The sequence below is a fragment of the Pseudomonas sp. FW305-96 genome, from assembly GCF_058783825.1.
Genome location: NZ_JBYSYW010000059.1, coordinates 1 through 13,120 on the forward strand (window position 1 = coordinate 1; position 13,120 = coordinate 13,120).

General features: G+C 64.3%; 11 protein-coding genes and 3 tRNA genes. 2 read left to right on the plus strand and 12 right to left on the minus strand.

Annotated features, from left to right (window positions below; all coding sequences use genetic code 11):
• Positions 1-249: 249 nt before the first annotated feature.
• The 4 genes from asd to leuC all read right to left on the minus strand — a co-directional run bounded on the left by asd (position 250) and on the right by leuC (position 4,694).
• Positions 250-1,362, minus strand: coding sequence for an aspartate-semialdehyde dehydrogenase (asd, locus tag AC3WL2_RS25515; RefSeq protein WP_023630514.1), 1,113 nt, complete (start codon positions 1,360-1,362; stop codon positions 250-252).
• 63 nt (positions 1,363-1,425) lie between these two features.
• Positions 1,426-2,508, minus strand: a complete 1,083-nt coding sequence (gene leuB, locus AC3WL2_RS25520; protein ID WP_102685397.1) for a 3-isopropylmalate dehydrogenase — start codon at positions 2,506-2,508, stop codon at positions 1,426-1,428.
• Between the two features lie 114 nt (positions 2,509-2,622).
• Positions 2,623-3,264, minus strand: coding sequence for a 3-isopropylmalate dehydratase small subunit (leuD, locus tag AC3WL2_RS25525; RefSeq protein ID WP_102685396.1), 642 nt, complete (start codon positions 3,262-3,264; stop codon positions 2,623-2,625).
• Positions 3,261-4,694 (minus strand): 3-isopropylmalate dehydratase large subunit, encoded by a 1,434-nt coding sequence (leuC, locus tag AC3WL2_RS25530; protein WP_102685395.1) that lies wholly within the window; start codon positions 4,692-4,694, stop codon positions 3,261-3,263. The genes leuD and leuC overlap by 4 nt, the downstream gene beginning before the upstream one ends.
• 130 nt (positions 4,695-4,824) lie before the next feature.
• On the opposite strand from leuC, the gene AC3WL2_RS25535 reads away from it, so the two are divergent.
• Together AC3WL2_RS25535 and AC3WL2_RS25540 are read left to right on the plus strand one after the other, a co-directional pair.
• Positions 4,825-5,703, plus strand: coding sequence for a LysR family transcriptional regulator (locus AC3WL2_RS25535; RefSeq protein ID WP_102685394.1), 879 nt, complete (start codon positions 4,825-4,827; stop codon positions 5,701-5,703).
• Positions 5,704-5,765: 62 nt separating this feature from the next.
• Entirely contained in the window at positions 5,766-9,062 is a 3,297-nt protein-coding gene (locus tag AC3WL2_RS25540; RefSeq protein ID WP_102685393.1) for a PAS domain S-box protein, read from the plus strand.
• Between the two features lie 75 nt (positions 9,063-9,137).
• Here AC3WL2_RS25540 and AC3WL2_RS25545 read toward each other — a convergent pair whose 3' ends face one another.
• The 8 genes from AC3WL2_RS25545 to AC3WL2_RS25580 all read right to left on the minus strand — a co-directional run bounded on the left by AC3WL2_RS25545 (position 9,138) and on the right by AC3WL2_RS25580 (position 13,119).
• Positions 9,138-9,581, minus strand: coding sequence for an Hsp20 family protein (locus tag AC3WL2_RS25545; RefSeq protein WP_031315058.1), 444 nt, complete (start codon positions 9,579-9,581; stop codon positions 9,138-9,140).
• A 130-nt stretch (positions 9,582-9,711) separates the two neighbouring features.
• Entirely contained in the window at positions 9,712-10,683 is a 972-nt protein-coding gene (locus tag AC3WL2_RS25550; protein WP_102685392.1) for a tRNA dihydrouridine synthase, read from the minus strand.
• 52 nt (positions 10,684-10,735) lie between these two features.
• Positions 10,736-11,170, minus strand: a complete 435-nt coding sequence (locus AC3WL2_RS25555) for an acyl-CoA thioesterase (protein WP_102685391.1) — start codon at positions 11,168-11,170, stop codon at positions 10,736-10,738.
• A gap of 44 nt (positions 11,171-11,214) precedes the next feature.
• Positions 11,215-12,048: an alpha/beta fold hydrolase gene (locus tag AC3WL2_RS25560; protein ID WP_102685390.1), complete on the minus strand. Its 834-nt coding sequence runs from the start codon at positions 12,046-12,048 to the stop codon at positions 11,215-11,217.
• 24 nt (positions 12,049-12,072) lie between these two features.
• Positions 12,073-12,612, minus strand: a complete 540-nt coding sequence (locus tag AC3WL2_RS25565) for a TetR/AcrR family transcriptional regulator (protein WP_102685389.1) — start codon at positions 12,610-12,612, stop codon at positions 12,073-12,075.
• A 171-nt stretch (positions 12,613-12,783) separates the two neighbouring features.
• A tRNA-Glu gene (locus AC3WL2_RS25570) sits at positions 12,784-12,859 on the minus strand.
• A gap of 42 nt (positions 12,860-12,901) precedes the next feature.
• Positions 12,902-12,977 (minus strand) — tRNA-Ala (locus tag AC3WL2_RS25575).
• Between the two features lie 66 nt (positions 12,978-13,043).
• Positions 13,044-13,119: transfer RNA gene (locus AC3WL2_RS25580), tRNA-Glu, on the minus strand.
• Position 13,120 lies beyond the last annotated feature (1 nt).

Below are 13,120 nucleotides of genomic sequence, written 5' to 3' on the forward strand. Positions count from 1 at the left end.
AGGATTTTTTGGTCCCTTTTTGATCCTTCAAAAAGGGACCCGCCGTAAGGGCGGAAAGGTGAATAAGCGTCGACATCGCAAATGAATGCGCACACAACTTTCAACACCAACTAACCAAACAACCAACAACCAACAACCAACAACCAACAACCAACAACCAACAACCAACAACCAATCTAGCACCAATAAAAAAACCCGCATCACTCTCGCAACACGGGTCCTTCAAAATCCAAACTCAAACCACCCGGATCACCGCTCCAGCAGAATCCGCAACATCCGCCGCAGCGGCTCCGCAGCCCCCCACAGCAACTGGTCACCAACGGTAAAGGCCCCGAGGTACTGCGACCCCATGTTCAGCTTGCGCAAACGCCCGACAGGCACGTTCAGGGTCCCGGTCACCTGGGTAGGGCTCAGCTCCTGCATGCTGATCTCACGCTGGTTAGGCACCAGCTTCACCCAAGGGTTGTGCTGGCTGATCATGCCTTCGATATCCGCCAGCGGCACGTCCTTGTTCAGCTTGATGGTCAGCGCCTGGCTGTGGCAACGCATGGCGCCAATCCGCACGCAGATACCGTCGACCGGAATCGGGCTCTTGAAGCGCCCGAGGATCTTGTTGGTTTCGGCCTGGGCCTTCCACTCTTCGCGGCTCTGGCCGTTCGGCAGCTCCTTGTCGATCCACGGGATCAGGCTGCCGGCCAGCGGCACGCCGAAGTTATCGGTCGGGAAGCCCTCGCCGCGCATGGCCTCGGCCACCTTGCGGTCGATGTCGAGGATGGCGCTGGCCGGGTTGGCCAGGTCATCGGCGACCGCCGCGTGAATACCGCCCATCTGCTTGATCAACTCACGCATGTTCTGCGCGCCGGCACCGGAAGCCGCCTGATAGGTCATGGCACTCATCCACTCGACCAGGCCGGCTTCGAACAGGCCGCCCAGGCCCATCAGCATCAGGCTGACGGTGCAGTTGCCGCCGATGTAGTTCTTGGTGCCCGCATCCAGCTGCTGGTCGATGACCTTGCGGTTGACCGGGTCGAGGATGATCACCGCGTCATCCTGCATGCGCAGGGACGAGGCCGCGTCGATCCAGTAGCCCTGCCAGCCAGCTTCACGCAGCTTGGGGAACACTTCGTTGGTGTAGTCGCCGCCCTGGCAGGTCAGGATGACGTCGAGGGTCTTGAGCTCTTCGATGTTGTAGGCATCCTTGAGCGGCGCAATGTCCTTGCCCACCGCCGGGCCCTGGCCACCCACATTGGAGGTGGTGAAGAACACCGGCTCGATCAGGTCGAAGTCCTGCTCTTCGAGCATCCGCTGCATGAGCACGGAACCGACCATTCCACGCCAACCGATCAGACCTACACGTTTCATCGCAACTACACCTTTGCTAAAAGTGGGCCGCCACCGGGAGTTTTGGGTGGCGGGCCAGAGAGATTACAGATTCCGCAGCGCTGCGACTACTGCGTCGCCCATTTCCTGCGTACCGACCTTGCGGCAACCTTCGGAGAAGATGTCACCGGTGCGCAGGCCCTGGTCCAGCACCAGGCTCACCGCCTGCTCGATCGCCTCGGCGGCGGCCGTCTGGTTGAAGCTGTAGCGCAGCATCATCGACACCGAGAGAATGGTCGCCAGCGGGTTGGCGATGCCCTGCCCGGCGATGTCCGGCGCCGAACCGTGGCACGGCTCGTACATGCCCTTGTTGTCGGCATCCAGCGACGCCGACGGCAGCATGCCGATGGAACCGGTGAGCATGGAAGCCTCATCCGACAGGATGTCGCCGAACATGTTGTCGGTCACCACCACATCGAACTGCTTGGGCGCGCGCACCAGCTGCATGGCGGCGTTGTCGACGTACATGTGGCTCAGCTCGACGTCCGGGTAGTCCTTGGCCACATCCTCGACCACTTCACGCCACAGCTGGCTGGAAGCCAGGACGTTGGCCTTGTCCACCGAGCACAGCTTCTTGCCGCGCACGCGGGCCATGTCGAAGCCGACGCGGGCAATACGGCGTACTTCGCTTTCGCTGTACGGCAGGGTGTCATACGCCTGGCGCTCGCCGCCTTCCAGCTCGCGCTGGCCGCGTGGCGCGCCGAAGTAGATGCCGCCGGTCAGCTCGCGGACGATGAGGATGTCCAGGCCGGCGACGATCTCTGGCTTGAGCGACGAGGCGTCGGCCAGTTGCGGATAGAGGATGGCCGGACGCAGGTTGGCGAACAGGCCCAGTTGCGAGCGAATCTTCAGCAAGCCGCGCTCCGGGCGGATGTCACGCTCGATCTTGTCCCACTTCGGGCCACCCACGGCGCCCAGCAGCACGGCGTCAGCCTGGCGCGCACGCTCCAGGGTCTCGTCGGCCAGCGGCACGCCGTGCTTGTCGATGGCCGCGCCACCGATCACGTCGTGGGTGAGGCTGAAGCCGAGCTGGAACTTGTCGTTGGCCAGCTCCAGCACCTTGACCGCCTCGGCCATGATTTCCGGACCGATGCCATCACCTGGGAGAATCAGAATCTGCTTGCTCATGCTTTCCTCTATCCAATCAAGCGGCGCGCCCTGTCGGCGCGCCGATAAACTCAGTGTCCAACGGGCCTCATCGCGGGGCAAGCCCGCTTCCACGCGTGGTGATGAGGCCTTCGATCAATCGCGGAACAACCACGGCTGGCTGGCGCGGTGCTTGCCCTCGAACACCTTGATCGCGTCACTGTCCTGCAGGGTCAGGCCGATATCGTCCAGGCCGTTGAGTAGGCAGTGCTTGCGGAACGCGTCGATCTCGAACTTCAGCACTTTGCCGTCCGGGCGGGTCACGGCCTGGGCGTCGAGGTCGATGGTCAACTGGTAGCCCGGGTTGGCCTCGACCTGCTTGAACAGCTCGTCGACCTCGGCGGCGTCGAGAATGATCGGCAACAGGCCATTCTTGAAGCTGTTGTTGAAGAAGATGTCGGCGAAGCTCGGCGCGATCACGCTGCGGAAGCCGTACTCGTCGAGCGCCCACGGGGCATGCTCGCGGCTCGAGCCGCAACCGAAGTTCTCCCGCGCCAGCAACACGCTGGCCCCCTGGTAGCGCGCGTGGTTGAGCACGAATTCCTGGTTCAGCGGGCGCTTGCTGTTGTCTTGGTAAGGCTGGCCGACGTCCAGGTAGCGCCACTCGTCGAACAGGTTGGGGCCAAAGCCGGTGCGCTTGATCGACTTGAGGAACTGCTTGGGGATGATCTGGTCGGTGTCGACGTTGGCACGGTCCAAAGGCGCGACGAGGCCAGTGTGCTGGGTAAAGGCTTTCATGCTGCGCTCCCTTGGATCAACTCGCGGACATCGATGAAGTGGCCGGTCACCGCGGCGGCGGCGGCCATGGCCGGGCTGACCAGGTGGGTACGGCCACCGGCGCCCTGGCGGCCTTCGAAGTTGCGGTTGGAGGTGGACGCGCAGTGCTCGCCGCTTTCCAGGCGGTCCGGGTTCATCGCCAGGCACATCGAGCAGCCCGGTTCACGCCACTCGAAGCCGGCCTCGAGGAAAATCTTGTCCAGCCCTTCGCGCTCGGCCTGGGCCTTGACCAGACCCGAACCCGGCACCACCAGCGCCTGCTTGACGTTGGCGGCGACCTTGCGGCCCTTGGCGATCTCAGCGGCGGCCCGCAGGTCTTCGATGCGCGAGTTGGTGCACGAGCCGATGAACACGCGGTCGAGCTGGATGTCGGTGATCGCCTGGTTGGCTGCCAGGCCCATGTACTTGAGGGCGCGCTCGATCGAGCCGCGCTTGATCAGGTCGGGCTCGGCGGCCGGGTCCGGCACGCGCTGGTCGACGGCCAGGACCATCTCCGGCGAAGTGCCCCAGCTGACTTGTGGCTTGATCTGTGCGGCGTCGAGCTCGACCACGGTGTCGAACACGGCGTCGCCATCGGAGACCAATCCTTTCCAGGCCTCGATGGCCTGCGTCCACTGCTCGCCCTTCGGCGCATAGGGACGACCCTCGACGTAGTTGACGGTCGTCTCGTCGACCGCGACCAATCCCACACGAGCACCGGCCTCGATGGACATGTTGCAGATGGTCATGCGGCCTTCCATCGACAAATCGCGGATCGCGCTGCCGGCGAACTCCATGGCATGGCCATTACCGCCGGCGGTGCCGATCTTGCCGATCACGGCCAGGACGATGTCCTTGGCGGTGACGCCAGCGGGCAATTGACCCTCGACGCGCACCAGCATGTTTTTCATTTTCTTGGCCACCAGGCACTGGGTGGCGAGCACATGCTCGACCTCGGAAGTGCCGATGCCATGGGCCAGGGCGCCAAACGCGCCATGGGTGGAAGTGTGCGAGTCGCCGCAGACCACGGTCATGCCGGGCAAGGTCGCGCCCTGCTCCGGGCTGATGACGTGCACGATACCCTGACGCTCGTCATTCATCTTGAATTCGACGATGCCATATTCGTCACAGTTCTCATCGAGGGTCTGCACCTGCAGGCGCGACACCTGGTCGGCGATGGCCTCGATACCGCCCTTGCGCTCCGGCGTGGTCGGTACGTTGTGGTCAGGAGTGGCGATGTTGGCATCGATACGCCAGGGCTTGCGGCTGGCCAGGCGCAGGCCTTCGAAAGCCTGGGGCGAAGTCACTTCGTGAATGATGTGGCGATCGATGTAGATCAAGGACGAGCCGTCATCGCGGCGCTTGACCTCATGAGCTTCCCAGAGTTTGTCGTAGAGCGTTTTGCCAGCCATCAGACTGTTCCTCATCAGCGTCTTTCTATGCCAAAGACCCCTTGGCTTGTACGGACGATGCTATGGCGATAGATTGAATAACTCAAATTCATAATTTTTATGCTTTGGATAACCAGCAGGAATTCTAACCGTGGACCTGGCCAACCTCAGCGCCTTTATCGCCATCGCCGAAACCGGGAGCTTTTCCGGAGCCGGCGAACGCCTGTTCCTGACCCAGCCCGCCATCAGCAAACGCATCGCCGGGCTGGAGCAGCAACTGGATGTACGCCTGTTCGATCGCCTGGGCCGTGAAGTGACCCTGACCGAAGCTGGCCGGGCCCTGTTGCCGCGCGCCTATCAGATCCTCAACGTCCTCGATGATACACGTCGCGCATTGACCAATTTGACCGGAGAGGTGGCGGGGCGCCTGACGCTGGCCACCAGCCATCACATCGGTTTGCACCGTTTGCCCCCACTATTACGGGCTTTTACTCGACAGTACCCCTTGGTGGCGTTGGATATTCAGTTCCTCGATTCGGAAGCGGCCTACGATGAAATCCTCCATGGCCGCGCCGAAATTGCCGTCATCACCCTCGCGCCCGAGCCCCATCACCTGGTCAAGGCCGTGGCGGTGTGGGACGACGCCCTGGATTTCGTCGCCGCCCCCGAACACCCGCTGGCCAGCAACCAGCGGGTCAGCCTGGCCGACGTTGCGCGCCACCCAGCGGTGTTTCCCGGCGGCAATACCTTCACCCACCACATCGTCCAGCGCCTGTTCGAAAGCCAGGGCCTGGTGCCGAACATCGCCATGAGCACCAACTACCTGGAAACCATCAAGATGATGGTGTCGATCGGCCTGGCCTGGAGTGTGCTGCCACGTACTATGCTCGATGAGCAGGTTGCGCCCATCGCCCTGCCCGGCATACAGCTGTCACGCCAGCTAGGCTACATATTGCACACGGAGCGCACGCTATCGAATGCGGCCAGGGCCTTCATGGCGCTGCTCGACAGCCACGCCGGGGCTGCCTGACCGGTCGCAGGCACGGCATTTCTCTCCACAAGGACGCGTTTTCCGCCAAAGGTCTGGTATCGATGCCCAAATCAGCAAACCGCTTTCCGCGCCTGCCCCGTATTCCCGCGGCCGACCCCCAGGAGTCGGAACAGGCCTGGCAGAACGCTCCCCAGTTGCTGGCCGCGCTCAACGCCGCACGCCTGGGCGCCTGGCTGTGGGACATCGAGAGTGGCCGGGTGAGCTGGTCGCGGGGTACCCAGGCGCTGTTCGGCTTCGACCCGCAACGCCCGCTGCCCAACGACGTCGACTATCTCGACCTGCTGCCCGAGGAGGACCGCGCGCGCACACGCCAGGCGTTCCAGGCCGTGGTCAACGGCGAACCGGTCGAGCAGGCCATGCGCCATCGCATCCGCTGGCCCGATGGCAGCGTGCACTGGCTGGAGATCAACGGCAGCCTGACCCACGACCCCCATGGCCGCCCGCAGATGATCGGGGTGATCCGCGAGATCACCCGCCAGCGCGAGCGGGAAACCGCACTGATCAATTCGGAGAAGCGCTTCGCCACCCTGTTCCATCTCAGCCCCAATGCCATTCTCCTGACCCGCCGCCACGACGGCCTGATCATCGAGGTCAACCAGCACTTCGAGCACATGTTTGGCTGGCCAGGCGCTCAAGTGGTTGGCAAGACCAGCGTGGAACTGGGCCTGTGGGTCAACCCCGAGCAACGTCACCAGGTACTGGACGCCACCCGCGCAGGTAGCGGCCCGTTGACCCTCGAGGTGCAGTTCCGCGCCACCAACGGCAAGATCCACGATGGCATTCTCTGCACCCAGGGCATCGAGCTCGAAGGCGTCACCTACCTGATCAGCACCTTCGTCGACACCACCGAGCGCAAACGCGCCGAACAGGCGCTCAAGGACAGTCAGGAGCGCCTCGACCTGGCCCTGGACTCGGCCCAGCTGGGCACTTGGGACTGGCACATCCCCAGCGGCATGCTCTACGGCTCGGCCCGCGCCGCGCAACTGCACGGGCTGGACCCGGTGCCCTTCCACGAATCGTTCGAGGCCTTTTTCGAAGGTGTGCCCGAGCATGAGCGCAGCGTCATGCGCCAGGCCTACCGCAGCCTGCGCGAAGGGCCGGCCGGCAACTACCAGATCACCTACCGGGTGCAACTCGACAACGGCGCCTCGCGCTACATCGAAAGCCGTGCCCGCCTGTACCGCGACGACCAGGGCAACCCGCTGCGTATGGCCGGCACCCTGCTCGACATCACCGACCAGGTGGAGCGCGAGCAGCGCCTGACGGCCTCGGAGGAAAAGTTCGCCAGCCTGTTCCAGGTCAGCCCCGACCCGATCTGCGTGACCCGGCAGGACAGTGGCCAGTTCATCGAGATCAACCCGGCGTTCAGCCAGACCTTCGGCTGGGCCCCGGAGCAGATCCTCGGCCACACCGCCGAGGAAATCGGCCTGTGGGCCGAGTCGGCCGAACGCGCCCAACGCATCGAACGGGTGATCCGCGACCAGGCCTTGAGCAATGTGGCGGTGGTGGTCAACCACCGCAACGGCACGCCGCTGACCTGCGTGATCTCCAGCCGCCTGATCAGCGTCGACAGCCAGCCATGCAGCGTCACCACCCTGCGCGACATCACCCAGCAGCAGCGCGCCGAGGCGGCGCTCAAGGCCAGCGAGGAGAAATTCGCCAAGGCGTTCCATTCCAGCCCCGACGCCATCACCATCACCGAGCGCCACAGCGGGCGCTATGTGGAGGTCAACGACGGTTTCAGCCGGTTGACCGGCTACAGCCCCGAAGAGGTGGTGGGCCGCACGGTCTACGAAATCGGCATCTGGGCCGACGAGAAGCAGCGCGCCGCCCTGCTCAACGAGCTGCGCGAGCGCGGCCGGGTGCATCACCGGGAGATGCTGGGCCGCAACAAGCGCGGTGACATCCTTACCGTGGAAGTGTCGGTGGAGCCGATCAGCCTCAACGAAACCGACTGCCTGCTGCTTACCGCTCGCGATGTCAGCCTGCTGAAGAACGCCCAGGCGCAGATCCGCCACCTGGCGTACCACGACCCGCTGACCAACCTGCCCAACCGCGCCCTGCTGATGGACCGCCTGAGCCAGCAGATCGCCCTGCTCAAGCGCCACAACCTGCGTGGCGCCCTGCTGTTCCTCGACCTGGACCACTTCAAGCACATCAACGACTCGCTCGGCCACCCGGTGGGCGACACGGTACTGAAGATCATTACTGCCCGTCTCGAGGCCAGCGTGCGGCTGGAGGACACTGTGGCGCGCTTGGGCGGCGACGAGTTCGTGGTGCTGCTCAGCGGCCTGGAAGGCAGCCGCGAGCAGGTGGAAAACAAGGTTCGCGAACTGGCCGACACCCTGCGCGAGCTGCTGGCCGAACCGATGTCGCTGGACGGCCAGCGCCTGCAGGTCACGCCGAGCATCGGCGTGGCGTTGATACCCGACCATGGCGCCACCCCCGCCGACCTGCTCAAGCGCGCCGACATCGCCCTGTACCGCGCCAAGGACTCCGGGCGCAACACTACGCAGTTGTTCCACACCACCATGCAGAAGGCCGCCAGCGAGCGCCTGCGCATGGAGAGCGACCTGCGCCTGGCCCTGGCCCGCGGTGAACTGGCCCTGCACTTCCAACCCCAGGTCGACGCCCGCGACAACCGTATCGTCGGCGCCGAAGTCCTGCTGCGCTGGCACCACCCGCAACTGGGCCAGCAGCCTCCGGCGCAGTTCATCCAGGTTCTGGAAGAAAGTGGCCTGATCCTCGAGGTCGGCAGCTGGATCCTCGACGAAGCCTGCGACGCCTGCGCGCGCATGCTCGCAGACGGGCTGATCGACGCCGACGACTTCAGCCTGTGCGTCAACATCAGCCCACGGCAGTTCCGCCAGAACGACTTCGTCGAGCGGGTGCTGCGCAGCCTCGACGACTACCGCCTGCCCCGGCGCATGCTCACACTGGAGATCACCGAAGGCATCGTCATCCAGAACCTCGAGGACACCATCAGCAAGATGCGCGAACTCAAGCACCACGGCGTCAGCTTCGCCATGGACGACTTCGGCACGGGCTATTCGTCGCTCACGTACCTAAAGCGTCTGCCGGTGGATGCGTTGAAGATCGACCAGACCTTCGTCCGCGACGCACCGGTCGACCCCAACGACGCCGAGATCGTCCGCGCCATTGTCGCCATGGCCCGCAGCCTGGAGCTGGCGGTGATTGCCGAGGGCGTGGAACTGACCGAGCAACTGGAGTTCCTCGAGCGGCTGGGTTGCCATCTGTACCAGGGCTATCTGCACAGCCGACCACTGCCGTTACCGGAGTTTCGCCAGATACTGCTGGAGGCACCGGCGGATTACTGAGGCGTAAACCCGGCTGGAGGCGCCGCAGAATGCAAAAAGGGCACCCGAAGGTGCCCTTTCTTCACTGCGCTGAAATCAGTTCAACGCCGGTTTGTCGCCGTTGATCGGGATACGCTTGGCCTTGGCTTCTTCCGGCACGATGCGCAGCAGTTCGATGCTGAGCAGGCCATTGGCCAGGCCCGCGCCCTTGACCTCGATGTGGTCGGCCAGGCGGAACGACAGCTTGAAGGCGCGCTGGGCGATGCCCTGGTGCAGGAAGGTGACGCCTTCGCTGCTGCCGTCGCGCTTGCCGCCGGTCACGGTGAGAACGCCTTTTTCGACCTGCAGGTCAAGGTCCTGCTCTTGGAAGCCGGCGGCGGCGACCACGATGCGGTAGTGGTCATCGCCATGCTTTTCCACGTTGTAGGGTGGGTAGCTGCTACCCGCCTCGTTACGGGCGGCGGCTTCGAACAGGTCGTTGAAGCGGTCGAAACCGACGGAGTTGCGGAAAAGTGGTGCGAGAGAGAAAGCGGTAGTCATGGTCATGAACTCCTGAGATTCAGCAAGTTAAGTCACTACGCGACCCGACTTCGGCATCGCGTATTCAAGAGATATGTCCTGGCGAAGAGCTTTCAAGGGCTGGCATGAAAAAATTTGCGATCAAGCCGGCTCAGGCAACACAAGCCTCGACAGCGTGGATTTCCATCCCCAGCAACCCGCTGATCCGCTGACAGTCATCCTCACGACGCAGCTCGGCAAACAGCGCCACCGCTTCGGGGTAGCCGCGGGTCAGCATCGCCAGCCACTGTTTCATCCGCCCCGGGGCGTAGCGTGGCGACAGCTTGTCCTGGGCCTGGCGCCAGAACTCGCGCAGCAGCGGCAGCAGTTCTTCCCAGCTCATCGGCTGGTACTCGACGCCATCGCGGGCCGCAGCGATCTGCAGGGCCAGGTCCGGGCGCGACACCAGCCCACGCCCCAGCATGATGTCTTGCGCACCGCTGACCTCGCGACAACGCCGCCAGTCATCGACGGTCCAGATCTCACCATTGGCGAACACTGGCACCTTGACCACATCCTGCACCCGCGCCACCCATTCCCAGTGGGCCGGCGGCTTGTAGCCCTCTACCTTGGTCCGCGCATGCACCACCAGGTGTGCCGAGCCGCCCTCGGCCAGTGCCGTGGCGCAGTCCAGCGCGCCGTCGGGGCTGTCGTAGCCCAGGCGCATCTTCGAGGTCACCGGGATATGCGCCGGCACCGCTCGGCGTACTTCGCGGACGATGGCATGCAACAGCTCCGGCTCCTTGAGCAGCACCGCCCCGCCCCGCGACTTGTTGACGGTCTTGGCCGGGCAGCCGAAGTTCAGGTCGATCACCGGCGCGCCAAGCTCGCAGGCCAGCGCCGCGTTCTCGGCCAGGCATACCGGGTCGGAGCCGAGCAATTGCACACGCATCGGCACCCCGGCGGCGGTGCGGGCGCCCTGGCGCAGCTCCGGCGCCAGCTTTTCGAACGAAGAGGCCGGCAGCAGGCGGTCGCAGACACGAATGAACTCGGTGACGCACCAATCGATACCACCCACACGGGTCAGGACGTCGCGCAGGATGTTGTCGACCAGCCCCTCCATGGGGGCCAGGGCAATTTGCATTTCAGGGTCTCGCCATGAAAAAGGCGGCAGTCTAGCAAACTTCCGCCAGCCGTCAGCTGCCGGTCAGCGCCGGGCCGTAGCCGTCGATGAATTCCGCCGGCATGCGCCTGGGCTTGCCGCTGGACAGCTCGATGCAGGCAAAGGTGGTCTGCGCCCGCAGCAAGGTCACGCCGTCGCTCGGGCGCTTGAGCTGGAAGCGCCGGGTCATGCGCAGGCGCTGGTCCCAGTCGATGATCCAGGTGGCCAGTTGCAGCTCGTCGTCCTCATAGGCGGCGGCGAGGTAGTCGATCTCATGGCGGACCACCGCCATCGCCCGGTCCAGCCGGCGATACTCGGCCAGGTCCAGCCCCAGGCGCTGGGAGTGGCGCCAGGCGCAGCGCTCCAGCCAGGTGACGTAGACGGCGTTGTTGGCGTGGCCGAGGCCGTCGATATCCTCGTTGCCAACGCGAAGGTCGATGATGAATGGTGCCGCCAGATCCCAGCTCATGCCTGCTCCTGGTTTTCAGTGAACGGGCAGAGTGTACCGGATGCTCAGGCGCTTTGCCGCGCCCGCTCGGTGGAGCGTGCGAGCAGCTCGATCACCGCCTGGCCCAGGCGCGGATCGGCTAGCACCCGCTGATGGCCGCCCTCCTCGAGCAGCAGCAGGCGGCTGTCGAACCAAGCCTGGTGAATCAGCGGTGCCTCGCTGGCGAGCACTACGGGATCGTCCTCGGCATGCACCACCAAGCCCGGCACATCCAGTTGATAGGCACTGACATCCAGGCGCGCCACCTGGACGCCGACATCGCGCTCCACCTGGCGGATAAACGCCGCTCGGGCACGGGCCGGCAACCCAAGCCGCCGGGCAAAGCCCCGCAGCACGCCGAGCAAGCGGGCCGGGGCGGCAATACTCACCGCCGCATCGGTGCGCAGCCCCCACTGCAGCGCCAGCAACAGGCTTGCGCCCCCCATCGAGTGTCCGATCACCGCGCGCAGTGGCGGCAGTTCGGCGGCGGCCTCGAGCAACGCGCGGGCAAACGCCACCACATGCGCTTGCTCGCCCGGCGAGCGCCCGTGTGCCGGCCCTTCCAGCGACACCACGGTATGGCCGCTGTCCACCAGCCGCTCGATCAGTGCCGCGAACTGGGTGGGGCGACCTTCCCAGCCATGCATCAGCAATACCGTCGGCCCCTGCCCCCAGCGCAATGCCGACAACCCGAAGCGCAAGGTGATGCGCTCGGCCCTGGCCAGCAGCGGCAGTTCCCATGGCTTGGGCGGCAGGTTGCGCGGGGTCATGAAGGCGCGGCGCATCTTGCCGGCAACATGTTCAGGGGCCAGGTGGCCGAGGGTGCCATTGACGCCACGAATCCAGCTCAGGGTAGTCATCGCCTTGCTCCAGGGTCAGGTTGCTCAGATCACCGCCGACTTGGCGGCACGCAGTATCCGGTCGGACAGCTCGCCATCGCCCAGGGCGCGGGCCACGGCGAGGCCGCCAACCATCAGGGCGAAATCGGCGAGCGCCTTGTCGATGTCCTCGGGGCGATCGACCATTTGCGCGGTCATCAGCTCGATGTGTTCGGCCAGCACGTCACGGAAGGCGTCCGGCAGGCGCTGCATTTCGCTCAGCGCATTGGGAATCGGGCAGGCCTGCACCTCGGCATCGCGGTGCTTGCGCGACAGGTAGAAGGCCGCGACCAAGGCACGCCGCTCAGTACCGTCAAGGGCTGGATCGAGCTGGGCGAGCAAGGCACGGCGTTCGGCTAGCAGCTGGCTGAAGGCTTCGAGCATGAGTTCGTCCTTGCTGTCGAAGTGGGCATAGAAGCCGCCGACCGTCAGCCCCGCGGCGCCCATGACCTGGCTGACGCTCGGATCGGCCGGTCCCTGCTGGACCAGTGCGCTGCGCGCCGCATCGAGGATGCGTTGGCGGGTCTTGCTCTTCTTGTCGCTCATGGCTCACCTCTAAATATTATGATCGACATATTATGCTAATAATATTTTCTGGCAAGCGGAATCTGCGGCCATTGATCGGCACAGCTGGATTTTTTGGAAGGCAGAAAAAACAAAAGGCCCATTCAATAAGCGAATGAGCCTTATAAGTCCTGCAAAACGCAGGTAAAAAATTGGCGTCCCCTAGGGGACTCGAACCCCTGTTACCGCCGTGAAAGGGCGGTGTCCTAGGCCACTAGACGAAGGGGACTTTAACCTTCGTGCCGACCCGCTGTTGCGAATCGTGGCGAATTGGTGGAGCTAAGCGGGATCGAACCGCTGACCTCCTGCATGCCATGCAGGCGCTCTCCCAGCTGAGCTATAGCCCCGAGTAAACAAAAGACTCACCGATCTGGATGATGAGCCTTTCAACTCCCGCAAAACGCGGGTAAAAGTGGCGTCCCCTAGGGGACTCGAACCCCTGTTACCGCCGTGAAAGGGCGGTGTCCTAGGCCACTAGACGAAGGGGACG

What these genes read in the sequence shown, in the direction of transcription:
- asd (WP_023630514.1), bottom strand. Translation starts at nt 1,362, where the DNA reads ATGAAACGTGTAGGTCTGATCGGTTGGCGTGGAATGGTCGGTTCCGTG.
- leuB (WP_102685397.1), bottom strand. Translation starts at nt 2,508, where the DNA reads ATGAGCAAGCAGATTCTGATTCTCCCAGGTGATGGCATCGGTCCGGAA.
- leuD (WP_102685396.1), bottom strand. Translation starts at nt 3,264, where the DNA reads ATGAAAGCCTTTACCCAGCACACTGGCCTCGTCGCGCCTTTGGACCGT.
- leuC (WP_102685395.1), bottom strand. Translation starts at nt 4,694, where the DNA reads ATGGCTGGCAAAACGCTCTACGACAAACTCTGGGAAGCTCATGAGGTC.
- AC3WL2_RS25540 (WP_102685393.1), top strand. Translation starts at nt 5,766, where the DNA reads ATGCCCAAATCAGCAAACCGCTTTCCGCGCCTGCCCCGTATTCCCGCG.
- AC3WL2_RS25545 (WP_031315058.1), bottom strand. Translation starts at nt 9,581, where the DNA reads ATGACTACCGCTTTCTCTCTCGCACCACTTTTCCGCAACTCCGTCGGT.
- AC3WL2_RS25550 (WP_102685392.1), bottom strand. Translation starts at nt 10,683, where the DNA reads ATGCAAATTGCCCTGGCCCCCATGGAGGGGCTGGTCGACAACATCCTG.
- AC3WL2_RS25555 (WP_102685391.1), bottom strand. Translation starts at nt 11,170, where the DNA reads ATGAGCTGGGATCTGGCGGCACCATTCATCATCGACCTTCGCGTTGGC.
- AC3WL2_RS25560 (WP_102685390.1), bottom strand. Translation starts at nt 12,048, where the DNA reads ATGACTACCCTGAGCTGGATTCGTGGCGTCAATGGCACCCTCGGCCAC.
- AC3WL2_RS25565 (WP_102685389.1), bottom strand. Translation starts at nt 12,612, where the DNA reads ATGAGCGACAAGAAGAGCAAGACCCGCCAACGCATCCTCGATGCGGCG.